The sequence below is a fragment of the Phyllobacterium sp. A18/5-2 genome, assembly GCF_025452215.1.
In the GTDB taxonomy this organism is placed as follows: Bacteria; Pseudomonadota; Alphaproteobacteria; order Rhizobiales; family Rhizobiaceae; genus Phyllobacterium; species Phyllobacterium sophorae.
The window spans coordinates 1112052-1137695 of record NZ_CP104966.1; the positions used below are offsets into that span (position 1 = coordinate 1112052).

The 25644-nt window shown below is 55.0% G+C and carries 28 protein-coding genes and 2 pseudogenes; 16 read left to right on the forward strand and 14 right to left on the reverse strand.

Translation table 11 applies throughout. From position 1 onward, the window contains the following. Positions 1–238: 238 nt before the first annotated feature. A complete protein-coding gene (locus tag N8E89_RS05570; RefSeq protein WP_262261366.1) occupies positions 239–868 on the reverse strand; it encodes a P-loop NTPase family protein in 630 nt (209 codons plus the stop codon). A 115-nt stretch (positions 869–983) separates the two neighbouring features. Then, on the reverse strand, positions 984–1139 hold the full coding sequence (locus N8E89_RS05575) for a hypothetical protein (RefSeq protein WP_162739711.1): 156 nt from the start codon (positions 1137–1139) through the stop codon (positions 984–986). A 186-nt stretch (positions 1140–1325) separates the two neighbouring features. On the opposite strand from N8E89_RS05575, the gene N8E89_RS05580 reads away from it, so the two are divergent. Further along, a complete protein-coding gene (locus N8E89_RS05580) occupies positions 1326–1643 on the forward strand; it encodes a PepSY domain-containing protein (RefSeq protein WP_106662002.1) in 318 nt (105 codons plus the stop codon). 53 nt (positions 1644–1696) lie between these two features. Here the strand turns inward: N8E89_RS05580 and N8E89_RS05585 are convergent, their stop codons facing one another. Beyond that, complete coding sequence (locus N8E89_RS05585; RefSeq protein WP_262261368.1) at positions 1697–1987, reverse strand: DUF6074 family protein; 291 nt, start codon at positions 1985–1987, stop codon at positions 1697–1699. A gap of 262 nt (positions 1988–2249) precedes the next feature. Here N8E89_RS05585 and N8E89_RS05590 point away from each other — a divergent pair, with 262 nt between their 5' ends. The 4 genes and pseudogenes from N8E89_RS05590 (at position 2250) to N8E89_RS05605 (ending at position 6419) form a co-directional block, all read left to right on the forward strand. Next, a complete protein-coding gene (locus N8E89_RS05590) occupies positions 2250–2678 on the forward strand; it encodes a hypothetical protein (protein ID WP_113172300.1) in 429 nt (142 codons plus the stop codon). A 61-nt stretch (positions 2679–2739) separates the two neighbouring features. After that, on the forward strand, positions 2740–3606 hold the full coding sequence (locus N8E89_RS05595) for an SDR family NAD(P)-dependent oxidoreductase (RefSeq protein ID WP_262261369.1): 867 nt from the start codon (positions 2740–2742) through the stop codon (positions 3604–3606). Between the two features lie 157 nt (positions 3607–3763). After that, a pseudogene (locus N8E89_RS05600) lies at positions 3764–5078 on the forward strand (MFS transporter). Between the two features lie 90 nt (positions 5079–5168). Continuing rightward, positions 5169–6419, forward strand: a complete 1251-nt coding sequence (locus N8E89_RS05605) for an aminopeptidase (protein ID WP_262261371.1) — start codon at positions 5169–5171, stop codon at positions 6417–6419. A gap of 67 nt (positions 6420–6486) precedes the next feature. Here the strand turns inward: N8E89_RS05605 and N8E89_RS05610 are convergent, their stop codons facing one another. Further along, positions 6487–7590 (reverse strand): saccharopine dehydrogenase family protein, encoded by a 1104-nt coding sequence (locus N8E89_RS05610; protein WP_106662006.1) that lies wholly within the window; start codon positions 7588–7590, stop codon positions 6487–6489. Between the two features lie 119 nt (positions 7591–7709). Between N8E89_RS05610 and N8E89_RS05615 the strand changes: the two genes are divergently transcribed. The 4 genes and pseudogenes from N8E89_RS05615 (at position 7710) to N8E89_RS05630 (ending at position 13720) form a co-directional block, all read left to right on the forward strand. Next, the gene (locus N8E89_RS05615) at positions 7710–8138 is read left to right on the forward strand and encodes an Lrp/AsnC family transcriptional regulator (RefSeq protein WP_106662585.1); all 429 of its coding nucleotides are present in this window, start codon (positions 7710–7712) and stop codon (positions 8136–8138) included. 84 nt (positions 8139–8222) lie between these two features. Continuing rightward, a complete protein-coding gene (locus N8E89_RS05620; RefSeq protein ID WP_113172297.1) occupies positions 8223–9008 on the forward strand; it encodes an ImuA family protein in 786 nt (261 codons plus the stop codon). Positions 9009–9021: 13 nt separating this feature from the next. Further along, positions 9022–10466, forward strand: a pseudogene (locus N8E89_RS05625) (Y-family DNA polymerase). A gap of 5 nt (positions 10467–10471) precedes the next feature. Then, entirely contained in the window at positions 10472–13720 is a 3249-nt protein-coding gene (locus N8E89_RS05630) for an error-prone DNA polymerase (RefSeq protein ID WP_262261373.1), read from the forward strand. A 4-nt stretch (positions 13721–13724) separates the two neighbouring features. Here the strand turns inward: N8E89_RS05630 and N8E89_RS05635 are convergent, their stop codons facing one another. From N8E89_RS05635 to N8E89_RS05650, 4 genes are all read right to left on the reverse strand, one after another. Further along, on the reverse strand, positions 13725–13967 hold the full coding sequence (locus N8E89_RS05635) for a DUF768 domain-containing protein (protein WP_106662009.1): 243 nt from the start codon (positions 13965–13967) through the stop codon (positions 13725–13727). A 74-nt stretch (positions 13968–14041) separates the two neighbouring features. Next, complete coding sequence (locus N8E89_RS05640) at positions 14042–14848, reverse strand: transglutaminase-like domain-containing protein (RefSeq protein ID WP_106662010.1); 807 nt, start codon at positions 14846–14848, stop codon at positions 14042–14044. A 103-nt stretch (positions 14849–14951) separates the two neighbouring features. Beyond that, positions 14952–15143: a CsbD family protein gene (locus N8E89_RS05645; protein WP_106662011.1), complete on the reverse strand. Its 192-nt coding sequence runs from the start codon at positions 15141–15143 to the stop codon at positions 14952–14954. A gap of 264 nt (positions 15144–15407) precedes the next feature. Beyond that, complete coding sequence (locus N8E89_RS05650; RefSeq protein ID WP_262261376.1) at positions 15408–17384, reverse strand: AI-2E family transporter; 1977 nt, start codon at positions 17382–17384, stop codon at positions 15408–15410. A 197-nt stretch (positions 17385–17581) separates the two neighbouring features. On the opposite strand from N8E89_RS05650, the gene N8E89_RS05655 reads away from it, so the two are divergent. The 3 genes from N8E89_RS05655 to N8E89_RS05665 all read left to right on the forward strand — a co-directional run bounded on the left by N8E89_RS05655 (position 17582) and on the right by N8E89_RS05665 (position 18844). Continuing rightward, positions 17582–17740 (forward strand): DUF3309 family protein, encoded by a 159-nt coding sequence (locus N8E89_RS05655; protein ID WP_106662013.1) that lies wholly within the window; start codon positions 17582–17584, stop codon positions 17738–17740. Positions 17741–18036: 296 nt separating this feature from the next. Further along, positions 18037–18375, forward strand: a complete 339-nt coding sequence (locus N8E89_RS05660) for an ElaB/YgaM/YqjD family protein (protein WP_106662014.1) — start codon at positions 18037–18039, stop codon at positions 18373–18375. Between the two features lie 13 nt (positions 18376–18388). Beyond that, a complete protein-coding gene (locus N8E89_RS05665; protein ID WP_262261379.1) occupies positions 18389–18844 on the forward strand; it encodes a hypothetical protein in 456 nt (151 codons plus the stop codon). On the opposite strand, the gene N8E89_RS05670 is transcribed toward N8E89_RS05665, so the two are convergent. Next, on the reverse strand, positions 18824–20344 hold the full coding sequence (locus N8E89_RS05670) for a sensor histidine kinase (protein WP_262261381.1): 1521 nt from the start codon (positions 20342–20344) through the stop codon (positions 18824–18826). The two genes, N8E89_RS05665 and N8E89_RS05670, sit on opposite strands and share 21 nt — an antisense overlap. A 148-nt stretch (positions 20345–20492) precedes the next feature. On the opposite strand from N8E89_RS05670, the gene N8E89_RS05675 reads away from it, so the two are divergent. After that, positions 20493–20714: a hypothetical protein gene (locus N8E89_RS05675; RefSeq protein WP_106662587.1), complete on the forward strand. Its 222-nt coding sequence runs from the start codon at positions 20493–20495 to the stop codon at positions 20712–20714. 2 nt (positions 20715–20716) lie between these two features. Here the strand turns inward: N8E89_RS05675 and N8E89_RS05680 are convergent, their stop codons facing one another. From N8E89_RS05680 to N8E89_RS05690, 3 genes are all read right to left on the reverse strand, one after another. Beyond that, positions 20717–21289 carry a sensor histidine kinase gene (locus N8E89_RS05680; protein WP_410010340.1) on the reverse strand — a complete coding sequence of 191 codons (573 nt, stop codon included), beginning with the start codon at positions 21287–21289 and terminating at the stop codon, positions 20717–20719. Next, on the reverse strand, positions 21237–22115 hold the full coding sequence (locus N8E89_RS05685) for a CHASE3 domain-containing protein (RefSeq protein ID WP_262261385.1): 879 nt from the start codon (positions 22113–22115) through the stop codon (positions 21237–21239). Before N8E89_RS05685 ends, N8E89_RS05680 begins: the two co-directional genes overlap by 53 nt. Positions 22116–22292: 177 nt before the next feature. Next, on the reverse strand, positions 22293–23048 hold the full coding sequence (locus tag N8E89_RS05690) for a Crp/Fnr family transcriptional regulator (RefSeq protein ID WP_262261386.1): 756 nt from the start codon (positions 23046–23048) through the stop codon (positions 22293–22295). A gap of 141 nt (positions 23049–23189) precedes the next feature. Between N8E89_RS05690 and N8E89_RS05695 the strand changes: the two genes are divergently transcribed. After that, positions 23190–23600, forward strand: coding sequence for a response regulator (locus tag N8E89_RS05695; protein WP_113172291.1), 411 nt, complete (start codon positions 23190–23192; stop codon positions 23598–23600). Here N8E89_RS05695 and N8E89_RS05700 read toward each other — a convergent pair. Both N8E89_RS05700 and N8E89_RS05705 read right to left on the reverse strand, forming a co-directional pair. Continuing rightward, positions 23583–24134 carry an RNA polymerase sigma factor gene (locus N8E89_RS05700; RefSeq protein WP_106662020.1) on the reverse strand — a complete coding sequence of 184 codons (552 nt, stop codon included), beginning with the start codon at positions 24132–24134 and terminating at the stop codon, positions 23583–23585. The genes N8E89_RS05695 and N8E89_RS05700 overlap by 18 nt on opposite strands. 12 nt (positions 24135–24146) lie before the next feature. Continuing rightward, positions 24147–24350: a NepR family anti-sigma factor gene (locus N8E89_RS05705; RefSeq protein ID WP_106662021.1), complete on the reverse strand. Its 204-nt coding sequence runs from the start codon at positions 24348–24350 to the stop codon at positions 24147–24149. Positions 24351–24539: 189 nt separating this feature from the next. Between N8E89_RS05705 and N8E89_RS05710 the strand changes: the two genes are divergently transcribed. Next, positions 24540–25334: a response regulator gene (locus tag N8E89_RS05710; protein WP_262261390.1), complete on the forward strand. Its 795-nt coding sequence runs from the start codon at positions 24540–24542 to the stop codon at positions 25332–25334. Between the two features lie 90 nt (positions 25335–25424). Next, positions 25425–25589 carry a DUF1328 domain-containing protein gene (locus N8E89_RS05715; RefSeq protein WP_027231091.1) on the forward strand — a complete coding sequence of 55 codons (165 nt, stop codon included), beginning with the start codon at positions 25425–25427 and terminating at the stop codon, positions 25587–25589. Positions 25590–25644: the final 55 nt, after the last annotated feature.

The following is a 25644-nucleotide window of genomic DNA, read 5'->3' on the forward strand; positions in this document are numbered from 1 at the left end:
CGTGGCGCACAATAATTCTCCGATGCGAGAACGGCCAACAGAGTCATGGGCTTTCCGGCGCTCCAAAACCGGGTGATTAAATAGTCAGCACAATGACCGTTGTTTGGGCATGCGTGACTAACGGAAGAGTTTCCGCTCAAATGTAACCGGTTGAATTCGTGATCTGGCAAAGCGATGAAACGCAGCCTGCCCGCCGCTTCTTAATCAGCAAAAGCCTGCTTCAGGATTGCGCCGTGCCTCAGCGCGGTGGAGGTGCTTTTAGGCCATCGATAGTCGCGGCCACCAATTCTTCGGTCGTTTTGTACTTGTCGACATCCAGGACCGTGCAGCCGCCCTCGATAACGAGCTGCAACGTCTTTTGATCGAACAACAGCGTGCGTTCGAGGAATCTGGAGATCATTGCGCGGCTTTGTTCGCTCGCGGTGGTGAATCCACTTCCTTCGTAAATCCGGGATCGCAAGGTCTCAGGGCCGGCCGTGAGCCAGACGGCCCCCACTTCTTTCATGTGGTGACCGCTTGTAATGAAGGGCCATAGGGCCGATCCTTCGAGCACTAATTTTCGCGAACCTTCATCCTTTACGGTCGACCGTACAAATTCTGCGATAACTGGGGACATCTTACGGTGATGCAGGATGACGGATTCCAGAAGTTCATTGGCCTTCAAGCTCAGGTAATGTTCCGCGTCGTGGTCTGAAACTTTACCGGTCGTCTTCCGCCATGGCCTCCCTGGGTGCCTGGCTAGACTGTCGGTTGAAACACACCTCCAGCCAAGTTTCTCTGCGAGCGCCTGCGCCAACGCGGATTTTCCAATATTTGACGAGCCACCGATCAGAACGACCCTGAGATTGGGGGCGATACGCTTGTTCAATGATCCGCCCCCCTTACTGAGCGTCACAAAAACACATTCCTACGCTGCAGACGATCATTCACGATTCCATGACAACCGCAAGCCGTCATGGAAGAAGCGCCACTTCATATCGCCATTAGTACAACTCTTCACTGGCGCATGGGTCATTGGAAAGGCTCTTTTGCACCTCTTTCTTGACGGAACCTGCGATTTCCGGGCAGGCCGCGAGCAACGAATCGGCCGTAAGCGCGACAGCGGAAATTGCGGTTATGAACGTTGTAAAGGCTGTCATCCCTGACATCCTCTCTGTTCACTCAGGAACGGGTGACCCCCGACGGCGCAAATGTTCCTGCCTTAAAAAAGCCGGATGCAGACAGCTTTTAGAAGCGGCCGACGGGTTCCGCGGAACCCGTCGGCATATTGAACGTTGAGTAAATTGAATGGGCGGAACATTCGAATTTGGATAAGGAAAATAGTCATGTTGAAAAAACTGCTGATCATTGGAGCAACTGCTCTGGTCGCCGTAACTTCCGCGCCGCAGGCATTTGCGCAATCCATCGAGATCGGACCTGATGGTGTGCGGCTGCGGGAACCTTACCAGGAACGTGTCTATCGGCGTGCCCCTGAAATTAGCGAACGTGAAGCTGTTCGCATTGCAAGGAGCGAAGGTCTTCGTGACGTAGACGACGTTAGACGGACGAGATCGAGATTTGTCGTGGAAGGCATAGATCGCCGAGGCGATGATATACGTGTGGACATCGATCGCCGCACGGGCGACGTGATCGCCGTGCGATAGTTCCGAGATTTACGAGCGAAAGCCCGGCACTTGGGTGGCGGGCTTCTTCTGCCCTAGTAGCTTGAAGTTTCCTCGGCGGTGTCGTTCAGGTCGTATAGGCGTGAAAGCTCCAGTTCGACTGCGGTAAAGAAGGCTCCGACCTGCTCATCCTGCTCATCTTCGGGCACGCCGATCTTGGCCAAATGCCTGAATAAAGATCCGGCGGCCTGGTTGCGGTAGGCCTCCGCTTGCCGGTCAGTTGTCTTGTCCATGATCTTTGCCGCGACATCGCGAATCTTGGCTGCCCTCTTTGTCAGGGGGAACACTATAATCTGGCATGGTATTGGGGATTCAGGTTCGAACATGCTCGTTTTCTTCCCAGTCCGGCGACGACTCACCTAGCGGTTGATCTCGCCCGACGATACCGGGAATTGTCCTAACAATTTGTTTCAGCTTACTTTTGGCTCGCGTTGCAGTGGTCTGCGTCTTGGTTACGTAACGGCCACACCCAATTCGCCGCCGAACAGATTGTGTGTAACGTGACCATAATATTGCCGGTTACGGTACGCATCCCTATCACGATGAGGTAAAGTGATCTCGCATTCGTTACGGCGCAGACAAGCAGATATGGCACTCAGCAACGCAGAGAGGCAGAGGCGGCACCGCGAACGGCAGAAGCAAAAACTCGCCGCGGCCGCACCCAATATTGCCGCCCAGTACGAGAACGTCGGTTCTGATCTTCGCGAGAAGCTTTATGCCCTCATTGAAGCGGAGAATACCCGCAGAGAACGTTATGCAACGTTGACACCAGTGCAGCACACGGATTTTCGCCGGGTAATTCTTGACATTGCCCTCAATGAAAATCGCTCTGGCATCGCCGAAACGGCGCTCATGGTCCTGTTGCAAGCACTGTGTATGGGGGAAAGCTCCGAAAAGGAAATTCTTGAAGCCCGCCGCCAGAAGGAAGCATTGGCCGTTAAGAAAACCGAAAATCGCGATATGAGGGAACAGGTGACGCCTCTCGCCCATTATGTGCGTGTTCCGAATTTCGGCTGAGGCTCCCTCCCGTCGTTTGATAGCTTGACGAGACTCTCCCAAACACTACGGCAAACAGAGGATGAACCCTAAGATGCACCCCGCCTTTTCCCCATCCAATGTCGCGGTCATCACCGGAGGCGCATCCGGTATTGGCCTTGCCGCAGCCAAGCGCTTTGCAGCCATGGGGTTGAAGGTCGCGATAGCTGATCTTGGCGGCGACAAACTCGACGGGGCCAAGGCGGCGGTCGCTAAGCAGACCGATCCGGAAAACGTCATCGCCGTCGCGACGGATGTAACGAACGTCGACCATCTGCAGCACCTGCAGCAGACGATCGAGCAAGAATTTGGCGATGTTGACATTCTGATGAACAACGCTGGCATTCAGCCAGGCAGCAGCATCTTCAACCCGGACGGCTGGACGCGGATTATCGACGTAAACCTGTTTGGTATCATCCGCGGCAGTCAGGTGTTCGGCCCGAAAATGATTCTCCGGCAAAAGCCTGGGCTCATTATCAACACTGGCTCCAAACAGGGTATCACGACCCCACCCGGCGATCCTGCTTACAATGTCTCGAAGGCCGGAGTGAAAACCTTTACTGAAGCCCTGCAGCACGAGTTACGCAACACCAAAAATTGTCACGTAACGGCCCATCTTTTCATTCCGGGCTTCGTTTATACACCGCTGACCGCTGGTGATCGCACTGAGAAGCCCGCGGGCGCCTGGACCCCGGAAGAAACTGTCGATTTCATGCTGGACCATGTGTCGGCCGGAGATTTCTACATCCTCTGTCCCGACAATGATGTTGCCCGCGATCTTGACGAACGGCGTATTCTTTGGGCAGCCAAGGATATCATCCAGAATCGCCCTCCTCTGTCGCGCTGGCATCCCGATTATCAAAGCGAATTCGCTGATTTCCTCAAGCGACGTGACGAGGGTCAGGAATGAACCCGCCAAATTTGTCGCTCGCGACACGCATTGAAATCGTGTTCAGGCTGACCTAGTAGTCCCTGTCACCTTCAGGAAGGCCCCGTTCAAGGCCTGCCCCATCACGCTGCTGCAAGCCTCACATTGGCCAGCCGATAGCTTCAGACTGGAGTTTTTTATGACCGATATAGCCACCTCAGTGTCAGTCGCCGCCGCGCCCGACACGAGAACCAGATTGAAATCAATTATCGGCGGTTCCGCCGGCAATCTGGTGGAATGGTATGACTGGTATGTCTACGCCGCCTTCACGCTTTATTTCGCCCCCGTCTTTTTCCCCTCTGGCAACCAGACAGCCGAACTCTTGAGCGCTGCGGCCGTTTTCGCTGTTGGCTTTCTCATGCGCCCGATCGGCGCCTGGTTCATGGGCATCTATGCCGATCGCAAGGGTCGCAAGGCGGGCCTCACGCTTTCTGTAACGCTGATGTGCCTTGGCTCGCTGCTGATCGCCGTCACTCCCGGCTACAATTCGATCGGTCTGCTTGCGCCCGCGGCCCTGGTTTTCGCCCGGCTTCTGCAGGGCATCAGCGTCGGCGGCGAATATGGCGCGAGCGCAACGTACCTCAGCGAAATGGCCGGTAAGAATCGCCGCGGTTTTTATTCGAGTTTCCAGTACGTGACACTGATTTCCGGCCAGCTAATCGCCCTTGCGGTGCTTCTCGTCCTGCAGCGCATCCTCACCCCCGAGCAATTGGGCGAATGGGGCTGGCGTATTCCTTTCGCCATTGGCGGTTTCCTGGCGATCGCGGTTTTCTATATCCGTCGCGGGCTGGCCGAAACCCAGTCCTTTCACAATACCAAAGGTGATGACAAGCCAAAATCCAGCGGTTTTGCTCTGTTCAGGCACTATCCCAAGGAGGCCTTCACGGTACTGGCGCTGACATCGGGCGGCACATTGGCGTTTTATGCCTATACGACCTATCTCCAGAAGTTTCTGGTGAACACGTCCGGCTTCAGCAAGGAATCGGCGAGCGAAATAACCGCGCTGGCACTTCTGATCTTTATGCTGTGCCAGCCACTGGCGGGCGCCCTGTCCGACCGGATCGGCCGCAAACCGCTGATGGTAGGATCTCGGCATTCTGGGCGTTCTGTTCACCTATCTCATCTTCTCGACGCTTGCGACGACGACGAGCCCCTACGTGGCCTTTGCCTTGTCGCTCGCAGGTCTCCTGATCGTCACAGGCTACACATCGATTAACGCAGTGGTAAAGGCCGAGCTCTTTCCGGCTCACATCCGTGCGCTCGGAGTTGCACTTCCTTACGCCCTAGCCAATACGATCTTCGGAGGCACCGCCGAATGGGTAGCGCTGAAATTCAAACAGGTCGGCCATGAGAGCTGGTTCTTCTGGTACGTAACGATCATGATCGGACTGTCGCTTATCGTTTATGTCCGTATGCGCGACACACGCGATCACAGCCTTATTCACGAGGACTGATCGAATGAATATCCGGACCATCGGCTTGATATGGCCGATGGTCCGGCTCTATGCTGCGCCATCGTTTCATTGACCAGCATGGATTTTCCAATGACTTCATCCCCACGAATCCCCTCCGTCGATCCCGTCAAACTCGATCGCCTTGCAGAGGTAGCGGTCAAGATTGGCCTGCAGCTGCAACCTGGACAAGATCTTCTCGTCACCGCCCCGCTTGCGGCACTGCCGCTGGTGCGCCGGATCACAGAACACGCCTACAAAGCCGGCGCGGGCCTCGTGACCTCCCTGTACAGTGATGAAGAAGCAACCGTCATGCGCTATCGCAACGCGCCTGATGACAGTTTCGACCGCTCCGCCGGCTGGCTCTACGAGGGTATGGCCAAGGCTTTCTCCGCTAATACGGCCCGCCTCGCCGTTGCTGGCGACAATCCGATGCTGCTTGCTTCGGAGGACCCCGAAAAGGTTTCTCGCGCCAACAAGGCGCAGTCGAAAGCCTATCAACCTGCGCTAGAGAAAATCGCCGGTTTTGACATCAACTGGAATATCGTTTCGTATCCGAATCCATCCTGGGCGAAGCAGGTGTTTCCCGATCAGGAACCGGAAGTTGCTGTCACCATGCTGGCCGACGCGATCTTTGCTGCCTCGCGTGTGGATATCGACGATCCGGTTAGCGCTTGGCAAGAGCACAATGCAGCCTTGCGCAAGCGGACAGAATGGTTGAACGCACGGACATTCTCGGCCCTGCATTTCACGGGGCCAGGTACGGATCTCACCGTCGGCCTTGCGGATGAACATGAATGGCACGGCGGCGCTTCCGTCGCCAAGAACGGTATCACCTGCAACCCGAACATCCCGACCGAAGAAGTTTTTACGACGCCGCACGCTCTGCGCGTCGATGGCCATGTGTCCAGCACCAAGCCGCTCTCGCACCAGGGCACATTGATAGAGAACATCAAGGTGCGTTTCGAGGACGGCAAGATCGTCGAGGCAAAGGCGACGCGCGGTGAGGAAGTGTTCAACAAGGTCCTCGGCACGGATGAAGGTGCTCGGCGTCTCGGGGAAGTTGCGCTTGTCCCGCATTCGTCGCCGATTTCGGCCTCGGGTCTCTTGTTCTTCAACACATTGTTCGATGAGAACGCAGCCAGTCATATCGCGCTCGGCCAGTGCTATTCGAAGTGCTTCATCAATGGTGGCAAGCTTTCGCCCGGTGAAGTCGCGGCGCGCGGCGGCAACAGGAGCCTCATTCACATCGACTGGATGATTGGCTCCGGGGAAATCGACGTCGATGGCATCAACAAGGACGGTTCGCCGGTTCCGGTAATGCGCAAGGGCGAATGGGTCTAAGTTTCTATTCAAAACATAATAAATCGCCACCGCAGAAGCGGTGGCGATTGGTCATTTCGGCCGATTGTCAGGCGACGAGACGTCCTGCTGATTCTGCCTGGGCGTAGGCTTTACCAAAGCGATTGGCAAGGAACGCGTCGAGGGCGATATCTTCCTGCTTGATGAAGCCCTGCTGCGGCAGGTCGCCCTTTGCCAGCATGTCGAGCACGGCACAGATGGCCGATGCAGTGGTGATCTGGATGCCGCTATAGAGTTGCGCGCCAATATGGCCGCTATAGACCTTGTTCGCATAGGTTTCCTGCAGCAGGCGGCCCTTCTTGCGGCCACTGACCGTAACAAAAATCACGACAACGTCCTGCAAGGTCGATGGCAAAGCGTTTTCCAGAATATCCTTGAACACATCGCGGCGGTCACGCAGGCCAAGATCGTTCAGTAGGGCTTTCATGATGGCGGCATGGCCTGGATAGCGGATAGTGCGATAGTTGAGCGTGCGCACCTTGCCGAGCAATGTTTCGCACAATGTTCCAAGGCCGCCGGACGTATTGAATGCCTCATAGGTCACGCCGTCGAGCGAGAATTCCTCGCGTTCCTCCAGCGGCGGCACTTCGGTCAATTCCCCGTCGACGATGGCTTCGCAGGGCTCGCAATATTCGTTGATGACGCCGTCCGTCGACCAGGTCAGATTGTAGTTGAGTGCATTCGATGGATATTGCGGCAGTGCGCCGACGCGCATGCGGACGCTTTCGAGCGTATCGAAGCGCTTGGCCAGATCGTTGGCGACGATCGAGATGAAACCTGGCGCGAGACCGCACTGGGGAATGAAGGCAGTCTTTGCCGTAGCCGAAAGCTGCTTGACAATTCGTGTGCTCGCCACATCTTCGGTTAGATCGAGATAGTGCACGCCGGACTTGGCGGCTGCTTCGGCGATACGGGTGGTCAGATGAAAAGGCGCAGCACTGAGCACGGCAAACTTGCCGTCGAGAACCTGTTCAAGCGCGCCAGCTTCTGCGATTTCGACCTGTCTTGTCGCAACAACAGAAGAAATTTCAAGCGCCTCGAGCTGACTTTGTGCCCGGTCCACGACGGTGACGTGGTAATCTCCGGTGTTCGCAAGAAGATTGGCAATCGTCCCGCCGATTTTTCCTGCCCCTACAACAACGATCTCTTTCATGTGATTCCTCTGGAAATAAAACTTATATGAAATTCGCAGATTGTTTCGGCGAAATGAAGCATATAGACTGACGATATAACGCCCTAAATTTAACTAATATGCCGAATGGACTTGTCACAATGCTGACGGAAGCCGATCATTCCCTGCTTTCCCTGCTTCGCGAGAACGCCAGAGCGTCGACAGCAGACCTTGCGCGCAAACTTGGCCTGTCGCGTACTACCGTGCAAAGCCGAATCGAGCGGCTGGAAAAACGTGGCATGATCCGGGGATATAGCGTTCAGCTATCGCCGGAGTATGAACAGAACCTGGTCAAGGCACATGTACTGGTGACCGCCTTGCCGAAATTGGCAACCAAGGTTGAAGCGGCTTTGCGGAAAATCGCCTGGGTCCGGACCTTGCATTCGATCAGTGGCCAGTTCGACATGATCGTCATCGTCGAAGCGCCATCCATCCAGGAATTAGACAAATTGCTTGATGAGATCGGCGCACTGGAAGGGGTCGAGCGCACCATGTCGTCGATTATCCTCTCCACCCGCATCAACCGCTAAAAGTTTGAGCCTTGAGTATGCTTGACTCTTACCTCCATTGGATCCCATAATAGAACATATCATGAACATTAAAGGGATACCGTGGTGACAACCGTCGATCTTGCGGCGTTGAGGCGCGACATTGCGTCTCTCAGTGAGCAGAATGTGCTAGCGGCGCATCGCTCCGCCTTTGATTTCGGAAACGATGCCATTGACCACGTCTTCCGTGATGGCCTGCAGCGCGGCGCCGTGCATGAAATCTTTGCTGATGAAGCGGGCGATGCTGGCGCTGCAACGGGATTTGTTATTGCCCTTGCCCTGCGCGCCTCCGCTGATCAAAGCCCCATTGTATGGGTTGAAGAAGATTTTACCGCACAGGAACATGGTTTCCCCTACGCACCTGGTTTGCAGAATATCGGCCTTGATCCGCGGCGTCTCATCATCGTGCGTTGCGCATCACCGCAGGATGTTTTGAAAACCGCCTCGGACAGTCTCGGCATTCGTGGCACTGGCGCCGTCATCATTGCCCCATGGAGCAATCCGAAGTGCCTGGATCTTACTGCATCACGAAAATTGCTGCTGACAGCGCAGCAGACAGATGTTCCCGCCTTTCTTCTGCGGCTCGGCGCCAGCCCAAGTGAAAATGCAGCGATCACGCGCTGGCTGATCCGCGCCGCGCCCTCACAATCGAGTGGCGCCAATGCACCGGGATATCCGGCATTCGACGCCACACTCATTCGTAACCGGCAAGGCATGACAGGCCATTGGACCCTGCAATGGGAGAGTGATGATCATGTTTTCAGACAGATCCAACCGGTTTCTGGCACTGTGGTTTCCACATCTGCCCACCGACCGCCTCAAACGCGAAAATCCTGGGCGCGGCCATACTGACCAGCACCTGATCGTGGTGGACAAACTCGCCAACACACTGCGGCTGACCGCTGTCGATGAAAGAGCCTCCAAGGCAGGTCTCTACAAGGGCATGGCTCTGACCGATGCGCGCGCGCAATTTGAGCACCTGGATATCGCCTTTGCTTCGCCCCGCAAGGATGCAGCGCTTCTGGATAGCATTGCCGACTGGTGCGATCGCTATACTCCCCTTGTCGCGATTGATGAGCCGCATGGCATCATTCTCGACATGACCGGCTGTATCCATCTTTTTGGTGATGAAATTTCTCTTTTAAAGGATATGCACAAGCGGCTTCATCAGCGTGGCATGATTGTTCGCAGCGCGCTTGCTACCAGCGCGGCAGCAGCAAGAGCACTCGCCCGTTATTCGCCAGGCGGCATTTTCAGCGAGAATGATCAAGAGCCTGGATTATTCGCCTTGCCGCTTCACAGCCTCGAGATTGAGGAAAGTCATCTGGCAGGACTCAAACGCGCGGGCTTGCGAAGTGTGGGTGATGTGGTGATTCTACCGCGTGCTGCTCTCACTGCTCGCTTCGGCGCACGACTGGTGAATCGTCTCGATGCACTGTTCGGCAGGGCCAGCGAACCAATCTCCCCCGTCGTATCGTACCGTTTTGTATGGTTGAGCGGCGTCTGGCAGAACCGCTTATCGTCATGGATGCCGTCGAACAGATACTTCTTTCCTTGAGCGAGGAACTCTTCCGGTGTCTGCAGCAGCGAGTCGAAGGAGCACGCGAGGTCGAAGCAAGTTTCTTCCGCGCCGACGGTAACGTGCGCCGTATCAGCATTCAGACCGGACGTCCCATAACCGGGACGAAGACCCTCCTGCGATTGCTGAAGGAGCGACTCTCCACACTCAGCGATCCGCTCGATGCCGGTTATGGTTTTGACATTCTCCGGCTTGCCGCAGTTCGGACCGAGCGAAGTCAAGCCATTCAAAAAAGTCTCGACAACCGGGCGCAGGAAACAGAAGAAATCAACACCCTTGTCGACCGGCTATCCATACGGCTTGGCAACGCCCGTGTTCTTCGCGCTGTTCCTGTCGACACGCACATTCCCGAACGCGCCGTTTCGCTTGAACCCGCTGTAAAGGCAAAACAGAACTCACCGCTCGAATGGCTGGCGGATCATCACTTGGCAAACCCACCGGAGCGTCCCATCAGGCTATTTGAGCCACCCGAGCGGATCGATGCAATCTTTGAACTCCCCGACGCGGCACCAGCGCAGTTTGTCTGGCGCCGGGTCCGGCACACCATTGTTCTCGCCGAAGGGCCGGAGCGCATCGCTCCGGAATGGTGGCGCGAACATGCCGGTGCACTGACAAGGGATTATTACCGGCTTGAGGACAATACTGGAAAGCGCTTCTGGGTGTTCCGTGAAGGATTGCATGAGCGGGGCAACCCAAACCCGCGTTGGTATCTGCATGGGCTTTTTGCGTGATTGCGATGCCGGATTACACTGAACTTGCTGTCACCAGTAATTTTTCCTTTCTTGAAGGCGCATCCCAGCCGCAAGAACTGGTGCAAACGGCTACCCTTCTTGGTCTCAGCGGTATCGGCATCGCTGATCGCAACACTCTTGCAGGCGTTGTGCGGGCCTATACGGCGCATAAGGAGCTCAAGGAAAGAGCCGGAATAAGGTTAAATCTCTTCATTGGGTGCAGGCTTGTCTTTATTGACGATACGCCAGACCTGCTGGTTTATCCGCGCGACCGTGCTGCCTATGGCCAGCTGTGCCGTCTTTTGAGCGAAGGGAAGACGCGTGCCGCCATCAAGGGCGAATGTCATCTAATATTCGAGGATTTCCTGTTTCGTGCCAAAGATTTTCAGATTGCGGTTATGGCACCTGCCAATGCAGATAAAAATCTCGCTTCGTTCCTCAAGAAACTTTCTCTCGCAGCACCGGGAGCTGTCTGGCTTGGCCTCGCCATGCCGCACAGGGGGGCAGACAGGCGCCACGGCGAACGATTGGCCCGCCTTGCTGCAGGTGCCAATGTTCCTCTCCTTGCCCTCAATGATGTGCTCTATCATACGCCCGCCCGACGGCCGCTACAGGATGTGCTGACCTGCATCCGCGAGCACGTCACTATCGATACGGCCGGGCGCAGGCTGGAAAAGAATGCGGAACGGCATCTGAAATCACCCGATGAAATGGGGCGTCTCTTCAGGCATTTTCCCGCCGCAGTTCTGGAAACGGCGCGTTTCGTTGAGCCGATCCATTTTTCTCTCGACCAGCTGAAATATGACTATCCAGACGAGCCGGTGCCTCCCGGAAAGACGCCCCAACAGCATCTGATTGATGAGACATGGAAAGGTGCTGCAAAACGCTACCCGGAAGGCATCCCGGATAAGGTCGGCGAACTTCTAAAAAAAGAACTCGCACTGATCGAAACGCTGCAATATGCGCCATATTTCCTTACGGTCTATGACATTGTTATCTTTGCCCGCTCGCAGAATATCCTGTGCCAGGGGCGAGGTTCGTCAGCCAACTCCGCTGTCTGCTATTGCCTCGGGATTACCGCTGTTGATCCCAGCAAAAGCAACCTGCTTTTTGAGCGCTTTCTCTCCGCTGAGCGCAAGGAACCACCTGATATCGATGTCGATTTCGAGCACGAACGGCGCGAAGAGGTGATGCAATGGGTCTATAGGCGCTATGGGCGTGAGCGTGCAGCCATTGTGGCTACCGTTATCAGCTACCGTCCCCGGAGCGCTATCCGCGATGTGGGCAAGGCTTTGGGACTGACCGAAGATGTCACTGCTGCACTTGCCAATACAGTCTGGGGCAGTTGGGGAACGACTGTAGAAAAGCAAGAGGTGCGTCAGGCAGGGCTGGATCCCGAGAATGTCATGATACGACGCGCCGTCAGACTGGCGACTGAATTGATAGGCTTTCCCCGGCATTTGTCCCAGCATGTCGGCGGTTTTGTCCTGACCCAGCAGCGGCTCGACGAAACCGTTCCCATAGGTCCGGCAGCAATGGCAGATCGGTCCTTCATCGAATGGGACAAGGATGACATCGATGCACTTCGCATAATGAAGGTGGATGTTCTGGCGCTCGGCATGCTGACCTGCATCCGCAAGGCCTTTGATCTCATCCACTTCCACGGAGGTGAACGCTACGAACTGGCGACAGTCAAACAGGATGACCCGCGAGTTTACGACATGCTTTGCAAGGCAGATTCTCTTGGGGTGTTTCAAGTGGAAAGCCGGGCTCAAATGAATATGTTGCCCCGTCTGAGGCCAAGGGAATTCTACGATCTGGTGATCGAGGTCGCCATTGTGCGTCCTGGCCCGATTCAGGGCGATATGGTCCATCCCTATTTGAGGCGGCGATCCGGCAAGGAACCGGTCCATTATCCTTCACCCTCCCCTGAACATGGCGACAAGGATGAATTGAAAAATGTCCTCGGGCGAACACTGGGCGTGCCGCTGTTTCAGGAACAGGCCATGCGCATCGCCATTGATGCCGCTCGTTTCACGCCCGATGAAGCCAATCAGTTGCGACGAGCCATGGCTACTTTCCGTCGTGTTGGCACGATCAATCAGATGGAGCAAAAAATGGTGGAGGGGATGGTTCGCCGGGGGTATGAGCGGAGCTTTGCCGAGAATTGTTTCAACCAGATCAAGGGCTTCGGCGAGTATGGGTTCCCTGAAAGCCATGCGGCAAGCTTCGCCATCCTTGTCTACATTTCTTCCTGGATCAAATGCCACCATCCGGCGGCCTTCGCGGCGGCATTGCTGAATTCGCAGCCCATGGGTTTCTACGCTCCGGCGCAGATCATTCGTGATGCACGAGAACATGGTGTCGAGGTGCGGCCCGTAGACATCAATTTCAGCGAATGGGACAACACACTGGAACGCGTCGATCCTGCAAAGCTTGCTTTACGTCTCGGATTTCGTCAGGTCGAGGGGTTTTCAAAAGTCTGGGCAGAGGAAATTTGTGCCAGACGTGACCGCCCTTATACCGCTATTGAAGAATTGCGCCGCCTGACAAGGCTTGGAAGACGAGCCTTTGTCCTTCTCGCGGATCCCGATGCGTTCCAATCGCTCGATATCGGCCGCCGCGAAGCACTTTGGGCGGTTCGGCGTTTTCCCGACAATGAAACCCTTCCGCTTTTCCAGGTTGCGGAAACCAATGAACTGGCAAAGGAAGCCGAGACCAGATTGCCGCAGATGAAAATGTCCGAGCACGTGGTGGCCGACTATGAATCGACACGCCTTTCACTCAAGGGCCATCCCATGCAGTTCCTTCGCAAGATGTTGATCGCGGAAAATGTATCCACCTGCAGGCAGGCAAACAGCTTGGGGAATAACCGGCGGGTAAAGCTTGCCGGCGTGATCACTGTTCGTCAGAGACCTGGTAGTGCCAAGGGCGTCGTCTTCATGACTATCGAGGACGAAACAGGCATCGCCAACATAGTGGTCTGGTCAAAGCTGCTGGAAAGATATCGAAAGGAAGTCATGGGATCACGCCTGATCCTGATCGAAGGTACGGTTCAAAGCGCCGAAAATGTCGTGCACATCGTGGCCAGAAAGCTTGTTGACCGTACAGGTGATCTTTCCCGCCTGTCAGAACAGCATCCCACTTTGCCGTTAGCTCGCAGCGACGAAGTCGCTCATCCCGTTGCGGATGAGCCGAGAGGCACTCATCCTCGCAAGGTGCGTATTCTACCGAAATCACGGGATTTTCATTGAAGTCTCAAGCCTGCTTGCTCTCCTTGGCCAGCGCCGCTCTGTCAATCGCTGTGATCATACAGATTTCGAGATCGCCCAGACCGTCTTTGATTTCGGATATCGAAATACCTGCTGCTTCCGCATCTGCTGCACACTTCGCAGCCAGTTGTTTTGGCCGCCGGTCATGATGTGCCATGTCCGCCGGACGGCTGGCATCCACATGGGTAGAGATCCAATTGTTGACGAAGTCGATCGCTCTTTGGCTCATATTTTCCTCCTTGGCCTAGCCAATCTCTCCCGGACGAAACTATCGGAAGCGAAGAAGGTTGCGAAAATGCCCGATCAGACAGCCTCTCTGGCCCAAACCTTGAAATTCGTCAGAAGATTTGGACCAAATATATTTGTCAGAGGCACGTCCGCCGCGTCGCGCCCATGCGCAACCTTGATCCGGCCTATACGCGGCTGGTTGTTGCGTGGATCGAAGGTGTGCCATTGACCACCGAGATAAACCTCCATCCATGCGCAAAAGTCCATTTCCGCGTGCGGCAAGGGTATGCCGATATCGGTAATATATCCAGTACAATAGCGTGTTGGGATATTCAGGCATCGGCAAAAAGCCACCGCGAGATGGGTGAAATCGCGGCATACGCCACGCCCTTCGAAATATCCCGACGATGCGGTGCGCGTTGGATTGGAATGTTCGTAGCCAAAGACGATATGGTTGTGCACGAAGTCGCATACTGCCTGGACACGCTGCCAACCTTCGGGAACATTGCCGAACAATCGCCATGCTTCCTCGCTCAGCAAATCGGTTTCGCAATAGCGGCTGCCCATGAGGTAAACGAGAGTTTCGTGGGGCAAGTCCTGCACACGGTGCTGAACAGCCTCCAGCGCGACAGGATCGGGTAGACCACTGTCAACCACAACCGCATTTGTCGAACAGGTGAAGATACCAGGCGCAGCGAGAATGCGATTGCACCAATTCCCAAACTGGTCATGATATCCGTCGACGCTGGAGCCAAATGTGGCGTGGAATATTTCAACACCCTCCAAATCCGCAAACCGTGAATGATGCACGTTCAAAATGGCAACCAGAGGTGTCTCCTGCGCAAACTCGAAAGTCAGTTCACACCCCACATTGATCCTCATAGATCGTTCCTTCTTGAAACTGAAAAAGTGAGCACGACAGACTATTGGACAAAAAGCAACCGGTCCGAGACGGACCGGCTAAGTTTGGACAGTGTCAAAGGGATCAGGCCCTATCGACAACCTTTTTCACAGCATCCTTGGCCTTGCCTTTGGCCTGCTGTGCTTCACCTTTGATTTCCTGCATTTTGCCTTTGGCCTGCATGTTCTTCGAACCGGTCATTTTACCTGCAGCCTGCTTGATGGTACCGGCAGCCTTATTTGCGGCGCCGGAAACTTTGTCACTTGTACTTCCCATGGGCTAAACTCCTCGAATGCTTCGATGGTACCCGGTCTAAACGACCCTCACGACCTTTGGTTCCACCAAGCCAGTCTCTCGCATCATGTTGAAATAACATAGTTTTTAGCAAAAAAAATTCAAAGCGACCCGGTACCCACGGGGGAACAGGCACCGGGTCTTGTATGCCGATCAACGCTCGATCAGCCTCAGGGAAACGTGACAGACCCGCTTGGTTCCGCCAAAAAAGAATGCTCATCCAACATGCAGAAATCGATGATGCTCCTATTCGCAGATCTGCCCGACCGCAGTCTCGATCGATGTGGAAAAATGGCAGTTGCGGGTTGATCCGACGATCTTTTCACCATCTACTTTTTCACCATCTTCCGACCAGAAACCAACGATGATCTTGATACGCCCGTTGCGCCGTCTGAGGCGCCGCACCAGATAGCGGGCATGGGCCACGGAGGATGTATTGAGATAGCTCACATAGATCGCACTGACGCCAGTAAGATCGAGTTTGCCGATATTGACCGCTTCAAGCTCATCATGGGTAATATCGCGGACATCAACATCCCGGCGCTCAAGAATGTCGCCGACGACAACCGCCGCAGCATCGTCGAGGTCACCGCGCCCTCCAGCCGAGATAAAGGTTTTCGGTTCTTCTGCTTTGCGCTTGCTGCGCTCGGCGGCACTCTTTTTGACTTTTTCTTCAGGGTCGCCTTCTTCTTCGTCCTCAATATCGCGATGATCGGACAGGTTCTCGACCAGCAGGATCATGCTTTGCGCGACGCGGCGAAGGCGCGGTGTATCGAGCACGCCTCTTCCCCTGTCATATTCGGCCAAAGACAGCGCTGGAATGGCAACAGAGGCGTAATAGTCCAAGACTGTTGATGATTGCAGGTATTCCTCCGCTTTCTCAGTCGCTTCATCCGGATCACCTGACAAGAGCCGTTGATACAGCTGTTGGGGCGGTAGCAATACCGGTTCGTTGCCGAGCAAAACATCCAGAAACTCGAACTTTGGCACATGCCGCCCAAGGACAACGAGACAGACTGTCAGCGGCGTTGAAAGAATGAGGCCAATAGGTCCCCAAATCCAGGTCCAGACGATCGCAGCCATCAAAATGGCCACGGGTGAAAGGCCGGTCTTTGAGCCGTAAAGCAGCGGTTCCATGATGTTGTTGCTGATCAGTTCTAGAACGATGAAAAGCGCCACGGTCCAGAGCAGAAGCATCCAGCCGGGATCGACCGCAAGCGATAAGACCACTGGGAAAAATGCTGCGATAATCGGTCCAATGTAGGGCACGAAGCGCAGCACGATCGCCAGCATGCCCCACAGCATGGGGTTGGGTATGCCAATGAACCAAAGTCCAATCCCGATCGGCACGCCGAAGCTGATATTGATGATCAGTTGCATCAGGAGATACTGACCGACGCGTTTTCCCGCATCGTGCAGCGCTGTCGTGGTGCGGTGTATATCGCTTGCCCCAACCAGCCTGATGAAACGGTCGCGCAAATCTTCCCGCCGCATCAACATGAAGATGACGACGACTATGACGATGCCGATCGTCGCCAGTGGCTGGATCAGTGGTCCCGCGAATGTCTGCAGGATGCTCAGCGGATCGGGTGGCGGAGACCGAATCTCGACAGGGACGGGCTTGTTCGGGTCCTGCTCGCGCAGGGGAGGCGCTGGCTCCCTTTGCGATTCAACATTCTGTGGAGGTTGTCGCTGCGGGTTCGGGTCCTTGCTAGCGCCGTCATCGATGTTGAATCGCTCGACCTCATCGGAGCGGCCGATCTCCTCGCTAAGCCGCTTGAACATGCGCGCGCCCCGGTCGAAAATGCTGTTCCCGGATTGGGCGTCCTTGATGGTACGGATCTTCGTCTCGATGTTGTATTGATAGCTCGGCAGATTCTGCGCCAGCACGGTAAGCTGGCTGATCACGATACTGACAAAAATGAAAATAACCAGGAACGCCATCACAACCACGCTGATAACGGCCACACCTTTCGGCACGCCGGAGCGATGGAGCCGGGTGACCAACGGTGAAAGGGCGAAAGTTAGCAGCAGAGCCAGGGCCAGGGGTACGAAGACCTCCCGCGCAAAATAGAGCGCCGTGACAATCGCAATTGCCACGACGACTGGGGGGAACTGGGTACCACTGCTCGCATCCGCCGCAGGCTGCGGATAGACTGAGGACTTCTGGGTTACCCGCTCGACAGCACGCGGCAGCTTCCCTCCGACATTCTCAGAAGGCATGAAAATCCCCCGCTATGAAACCCATGGAAATCCATCTCCGTTGAAACCCGCGACAGGAACGAAGTCGGCTCAGTTTGGTTGCATGGGGTCGGCATGTCCGTGTTGTGCCTGGCAGGCGTCCCCCGGCGCACTGCTGGAACCAAATTTCATTTCGCGTGTTTCGCCACAGTGGATTTTCTCACGAGAGGGAGGAAATAATGCCCATTACAACAATACTGATCATTATTCTCATTCTGGCGTTGATCGGTACTTTCCCGACTTGGCCGCATGCCAGAAATTGGGGCTACGGTCCTTCTGGTCTGCTCGGCGTCGTACTGGTGATCTTTCTGATACTGCTGCTGATGGGTCGTATCTGACAAGTGTTTCTACAAACCCGACAACTTTCGGGATCGATGTGAAAAAGGAGTTTTCTAAGATGATGCGTGGTGTTTTGCTTTGGCTCATCGGTTTGCCGCTTCCGATTATTCTTATTCTGTGGCTGTTCGGCTATCTGTCTTGAGGGTCGTGCCAAAACCTGCAGCGCCGGCCTCTAGCCGGCGTCTGAATAAAATCGTCCGATCGCAAACTTGCGACTGCCCGCATTGCATGGAACAAATGATCGGAATCCGCGTTTCGCAACCGTATATCCCTGTTTTATCAAGGAGTTCTCCCCATGGCCACTGTCTCTTCGAAAGTTCGCAAGGCAGTCGATGATGCGACTGACAATAACCCTGATTTGCAAGCGCAAGTTGCCGCATTGAAGGAAGACATTGCGAATATTGCAGCGACCCTCGCCAAAATCGGCAAGAATTCCGCGAAGGACGCAACGCGCAGTGCGGCAAGTTCCTATGAAGCGGCAAAAGTACGGGGCGAAGAAACCTTCGAGGACATCCGCTCGCAGGCGCGTGAGCTTGAAGACCAGCTAGTGGAGACCGTTCGAGAAAATCCATTGACCACGCTGGCGGTCGCTGCCGGGGTTGGTTTTCTCCTGGCCCTGATCGCCCGTCGCTGACATGCTGAAACTATTGACCCCCCTTCTTACCAGCCTGGCGGCCGGCGAAGTTGGCTTGGCTGTCAGCCGGGCCAAACGCAGCGCGATTTTCATGACCGTGATTGCCATTTTGGCAGCGATCGGCGCGATTTTTTTGCTGCTCGCGGCTTACATCGTTCTTGCTGCGCGATACGGAGAAATGCACTCGGCTCTCATTCTGGCCGGCTGTGCATTTGGATTGGCAATTATCATCTATATCATCATGAAGATTGCTGACGCCGCTGCCCGGAAGCGTCAGCGTGAACGCGCAAAAATCGACACCTCGGCACTTCTGACCATAGCCGCTTTGGCGGCGGCGCCTGCGGTACTGCGTTCAAGGGCTCTGCTCATGCTGGCAGTACCGGTCATCGCGTTTAGTGGCCTTTCCCTGCTGACAAAAAAGAAAAAGCGCCGCCCGGTGGATGACTCGTCATCGGGCGACGGTATTTGAGGTATCCCCTATCGGCATGGAGATCAACGCTTCCAGGCCGGTTTCAGGATAGCTCAATCTAACGCTGCTCGACAGCACCTTGTCCAGACTGCGCTCGATCAACCGTTCGCCGAGCCCCCGGGCATCCGGCGGCAGCACCTTGGGTCCATTGGCCTCGATCCAGTGGATAACGACGCGCGACGCGTTGAGACCAGCTTCCACCTGCCAGGACACGCGCACGCGGCCACCGGCAACGGAAAGTGCGCCATGCCGCGCCGCATTCGTAGCGAGTTCATGCAATGCAATGCCGAGCCCCAGAGCGTGATCAGGCGGAAGCACCATATCTTCTCCGGTAAGCTCGATTTGCTTCGGATCATGGATGGCATAAGGCTCTACCTGCCTGGCGATCAGGTCGATTAGACTGATCCCGCTCCATTCCCGATCAGAAAGGAGAGTGTGGGCCTCCGAGATGGCGCGTAAACGCCCCGAGAACGCCTCCATGAACTCGGCCGGATCCGACGAGCGGTTCAGCGTCTGCCTGGCCAGCGACTGCAACATTGCCAGTGTGTTTTTGACCCGGTGATTTAGCTCCCGCAAAAGGAGACGGGTCTTTTCCGCCGCATTCTTTGTTTCGGTGATATCTATGTTCACACCGACGGCCACGATCGGCTTTCCCGCGGCATCCCGCTCGAAAATGCGGCCGCGACCAAGCAGCCATTGGCCGGACGAAGCAGCGCGGAATTCCCCCACATAGTCCTGATTTTGCACAAGAGCCCGAGTGAACGCGGATTTCATCGCCGGAAAATCGTCGGGATGCATTGCCCGGAACACATCTTCGCCGTTGACCGGATGGTCTGGACTTAAGCCGAGCATGGTATAGGCCATGCGGTTGCCGGTGAATTTGCCGGTTCGCAAATCCCAGACCCAACTGCCGACATTGCCAACCTCTAAAGCCATGGCGCCTTGGTCTTCGTCACGGTGCAGCGCCGCGATCGAATTTGCTCCGAGGCGAGCATCGCGTTTGAGCTCAATCAGAGCCGCCGCGAGACTTGCGAGCTGCAAAAGCTGGTTCTGATCTGCTTGGCCGAATTCGGTCCTCGGTTCGTTAGACATCACGCTCAAGGTGCCGACGCACATGTCTGAAACGTAAATCGGCGCCACAGCAACGAACCGCAGGTTCGGGGTGTGGGCAACAGCATCGATTTCAGCAAAGCGCACATCTTCGCCGGCGTTTAGGACCACCAGACAATTCTTCTCAGGGCCGGCAAGTGCGCTCGCTTCGATGACCCATATGTTCAACGCGCCAGATTCCCCGGCATGAGACAGGATCTGGCTGCGCTGCTCGTCCACCAACGAGATTTGTGCAATCTGACTGCCCGACATCGAAAGTGCGAGTTTTGCCAGATTGTCCAGGTCGCGGTCCCCTTGAACGTCAAGCAATTTCAGGGTCGAAAGAACGTCATGGCGAGACGGCTCCGCTAGAAATACCAAGGCACCTTGGGGAATATCGTTCGATCTCATGACCACCTGACGTCTCTTCGTGAGCCGTCCTTACTCCGACCGTTTACATGTCTTCGGTCATCAACGCGACCACTTGTGCATTGTTCCTTGCCGGGAACATTTAATCGCCAGCCACGTTTCCCCTCTGCGATAGATGGAGAACGATGACATGCTCGAAGCAAACGACATTCTTGCCGATTCCGGGCTGAGCAGAGCGGAGAAGATTGCCAAACTGGAAGAACTGTTGAGCGAAGCGCGTGGATTGCAGCGGGCAGCGACAGAGGGCGGCATGGATCCGGATGATGGCGTGACGAGAAACCTGCGCGATATTGAATTGGCGCTCGACCGATTGAACGCCGAGCATTCCACATCCGGCGCAGCGACACTCTAAAATCATCTTTCGGCATCTTGTTCCAATGATTGCTGCGGCTTTACCTCGGACAAGGAGGGGAAATCGACTGTCACGATTGTACCGCCTTCGCCATTGGCAGCGTACTTAACAGAACCACCAAACTGATGGCAAAGCTGATTGACGATCACCGTTCCCAGACCTGCGCCGCTAGGTTTGCGCGGTTTCTTTTGAAGCCCAACCCCGGTGTCGGCGATTCTGAGCTTCAATATCCCATTTTCTCCTCGCGCCAGGTTTATATGGATCTGCCCTGATCTTTTGCCGGGAAAAGCGTGTTTAATGGCATTCATCGTCAGCTCGCCAATGATGATGCCGAGTGTTGTCGCGTCACGAGAGCTGAGTTCTATCGGCGCCAGATCCGACTGGATGTCAATCTTGCGGTCATGCGCATTGGATTCCTTGATATCGGCGATGACGTCCGGCAAATATTCGTCTGTCCGGACGGTCTCGTGATCCTTTCCCAGCCGAAGCCGCCTGTGGGCGGAGGATATCATCTGGATCCGATCACGGGCAGCTCCTAGCGCCGCCCGGGTTTCTTCCGAGGACCCGTCCCGCATCTGAATGCCGAGCAGAGAAGAAACCGTGGCCAGTGAATTTCCAATGCGGTGATCCAGAATCCTGCAATAATGTTTCGACACGCTCTCTTTCCCTTGTCGCGACAAGCATCGCCTTTTCCAGTTCCGACGTGCGGTCCCGCACCATCTCCTCGAGTACCGACTTTTCCGACAGAAGTACGGATTGACCCTCCGCGAGCCTGCGCACATAGCGCCTGGTGCGGCTCGCAAGAATGTAAGCGAGAATGAGCGCGCCCCCGAGAGAGGAGACCGATGCTATGGTGAGCCAGCTTCTCATACTGTTCATGGCGATGTTTCGGTCGACCAGCCGGCGATCCTCTTCGCCGAGAAAACTGTTCACGGTCTTATTGATTTCATCCAGTTGACCGATACCAAACGTGGGTCCGAGAGAGGCCAGTGCATCAGCACGCTTACCGCTGAGGGAAAGTGCGATCGCCGCTTCGACTGCTGCCTGTTTTTCCTTTGCCAGATCATGAATTCGGGTTGCCATGGCCTGTTGCCGGGCATTGCCCTTCGTCATTTCCCCTAGAGTATTGAGACTCTCGGTGAGCCTTGCCGTTGCGTTTTTATAGAGATCGAGGAAGCCGGTATCTTGGGTCAGTAGAAATCCACGTTGATTGCTATGGGCTTCGTTCAAAAGGGCAAGTGAACTATACGCCTGCTCGCGCACCCGGTAAGTCGCGATGACATCATCAATCTGGTTGTTGAAACTGCGCGCCAAAATGATCGTCGAAGCGGCCGATCCAATAATCAGGCCAAGCGAAAGGATGATCGCCAGGCCCCGCAACGGCCGTTGCGAGAGGTTCATTTGAATTCTCTGCCACCACAGCAAATCATCATTCTCCATCTTGCCGAGAAAATCTCCTTCAATCGCATCCTTTAACTGCCCCGCAAGCTGGGTTCAGGACCGGAAACGGTTACCCCTCTACTCGCATCTTCTTGCCGTTTCAGGCGCCATGGTTGATCCTGTTAACAGGTCCTGCCCTCAGATATATGGTCGGGGCGTAGCAGGCAAACCCTGCCATTTCGACATTTCCAGAAGCACATTTTCATCAAGAACTTCACACCCGCGGTCAAGCCAGCGCAGGGCGCCGCGGACGGAAAGCTTCTTCAGTGTCTTGTTGGTGTGGACGATGGACAGGCCGAGTGTATCAGCAACATGCTGTTGTTTAAGCGGTATTATCAACTTGTTGGTCTTGACCATCCCTACCGATTTGGCGCGCTGGAAAAGGAAAGCGAACAGATAGGCCGCTCGCTCCATTGCAGTGCGCCTGCCCACGCTCAACAGTATTTCATCCAGCATCTGCTCCTCCCGTGAGGCAATCCAGGTTATGTCGTAGGCGAGATTGGGAAAGCTGCGGAATAGATTTGGCAGCTTGTCGCGTTGGAACACACAAAGGATTATCGGTGACAGCGCCTCAATTGAATGCGCCATCTCCTTCATAATGGATCCCTGCAGACCGATCAGGTCCCCCGGCAAAACGTAGTTCAGGATTTGCCGGCGGCCGTCTTCCAGCGTCTTGTAGCGAAAGCCCCAACCGGAGAGCACCGTGAACAGATGCGCACTGTTGGCGCCTTCCACAAGAACTGTGGTTCCGGCGTCCGCAACGAGTTCCCCCGTCTTGAACTCGGAAAGGAAAGACACTTCTTCCTTTTCATGCGGCTGCAGGTGCGGAAAGCCCTGTAGCGGACATTTAGCACAGGGATACTGCCGTGCCGCCGATGCTGTCGTGGGTTTCATTGGGCCGCTCAGTTCTGGATCACAGCGCACGCTATCATGTCGCCTGTGATTTGCCGCAAGTTTCTTTGCAATTGATATGTCTTAGTTAAATGACACGTCCTGGTCGGTCTGCGCATAAAAACTTTTTAAGGAGCAGATGACATGGGATTGATCGGCATGCGGCTTCTGGTTCTGGAGGATGAATATCTGATAGGGTTGGAACTCGAGCGCATAGCGGAAGAATGCGGCGCACGTTCCGTTCATCTGGTATCGACCGTTGACGAGTTGCTTGGCTGGATTGACAGCGATGCCGTGTGTGACATTGCCATCCTTGAGGTCCAGGCCCGCGGCCTGTCGTCGCTGGAGGCAGCCTTCCTGTTGCAGCAAAGCGGAATCCCAATTGTCTTTACCACGGCCTATGACCAGCAACTATCCGGAATTACCGGCTTTCCCGGCGTTCCAGTCGTCGAAAAGCCTTACGGGAAAACCCAGATCCTGCAGGCGGTCCGCTTGGCACTCGGCGCCAATCAACTTGCGCCCAAGCAAAATGGCCCCTCAGGCGAACTTGTTTGATGTTACCTGCGTGGCAATCGAATCTGGACCATAGTCCACTTCCCCCTCGACTTCGAGCAGTTCCTGCAATCGCGTCCGCGCACGGCTAACACGACTCTTGATGGTTCCGACAGCGCACGAGCAAATTTCGGCAGCCTCTTCGTAGGAAAAGCCCGAGGCTCCGACGAGAATAATCGCTTCACGCTGGTCATCAGGGAGCTTTTCAAGCGCTTTGCGAAAATCTTGCAGGTCAAGGGAGCCATATTGCGCGGGATGGACAGACAGTTGTTCGGTGAAAATGCCATCTGAATCCTGGACCTCGCGTCCGCGTTTGCGCATCTGGCTATAGAATTCATTCCTAAGGATCGTGAATAGCCATGCCTTGATATTGGTGCCAGGTTCAAATGAATCCTGCTTTGCCCATGCCTTCATGATCGTGTCCTGCACGAGATCATCGGCTCTGTCGGGGTTACCAATCAGCGAGACGGCAAATGCCCTGAGCTTGGGCAGCGACGCGATCAGGTCTCTTTTGAAATCAGTCGATTCATGTACCATTCAGCGGCCTGTTTATTTGGACATATGCGCATGGTTGCGTTCAGCCTCATCGAGCTTTTCAAGTAGATCCAGAAAACGAGCCGGGATTTCCTCCTCCTGTACCGATGCATAGAGAGCACGCAATTTCAGACCAATTTCTGTCTCAGCGTTTTTGATATCGCGACGACGGACCCGCGCCTTTTCAGGCGCGTCAGAGGGATTGTTTTTTGCGTTCATTATAAAATCTTTGCTGGTGGTTCGTCGCGGCGTTGGTCATAAGGCACATTAATGAGCACAATACTTGATCCAACGAAAAGTTCCGTTGCGGGGAACTTTTTTTACGAATGTGTTTCTGGTCGTAACTCATTTATTATTGACTCCAATACCTACCTTCAATGACCACCGGAGAACAGGGAACCCCTCATAATGTCATTATCCACCCGGATAGCCCCGCATCTACCCTACCTTCGCCGTTTTGCCCGCGCCATTACCGGTTCTCAATCTTCCGGCGATGCTTACGTGGCGGCAACACTGGAAATCCTCATAGCCGATGTCTCACTTTTCCCTGAAACGCCATCGGATCGGGTCAGCCTTTACAAACTGCTGATCAAACATTTCAACTCAGTCAATGTTCGCCCGCTGGAATTGCAGTCGGAGTATGGCTGGGAAAAACATGCGGCCGCGAACTTGACAGTCATCGCGCCAAAAGCCCGTCAGGCTTTTTTGCTGGTCAGCCTCGAAGGTTTCAGCCAAGCCGAAACGATGGAGATTCTCGAAGTCACGGAAACTGAGCTATATGCGCTGCTCGATGAAGCATCGGTCGGAATTTCCAAACAGATTGCTACCGATATTCTGATCATTGAGGACGAACCTCTGATCGCGATGGACATCGAGCATATGGTTGAGAGCCTCGGCCATCGCGTTGTCGGCATTGCGCGCACCCGCGACGAGGCATTGAGCCTCTATTCTGCGACCCGTCCGAGTATGATCCTGGCTGATATTCAGTTGGCCGACGGAAGCTCCGGCATTGATGCGGTGAACAATATTCTCAGTCAGGATGCGGTCCCCGTGATCTTCATCACGGCTTTCCCCGAGCGGTTGCTGACGGGCGAGCGGCCGGAACCAACGTTTCTCGTGACGAAGCCCTTCAATCCAGACATGGTGAAGGCTCTTATCACACAGGCTTTGTTCTTCAAGGAGAGCAGCAAGGCAAAAGTATGAAACAATAACATTCATGCATCTTCTTCGTTAGCCCGGGAACCAAACCGCGTTACATCCGTTTCAGAATCCGACAAGACAGGGAGATGATAAATGCTTTATTACGCTGTAATTTTTCTGATCATTGCACTCGTCGCAGGTGCGTTGGGATTTGGCGGTATTGCCGGGGCGTCCGCAGGTATCGCTCAGATCATATTCTACGTGTTCTTGGCGCTGTTGCTGATATCTCTCATTGCCAGCATCATACGACGCGCATAACCGCACCCCACAAGATCCAAACCGCCGGCCCCACGCCGGCGGTTTTCCTTTGAGC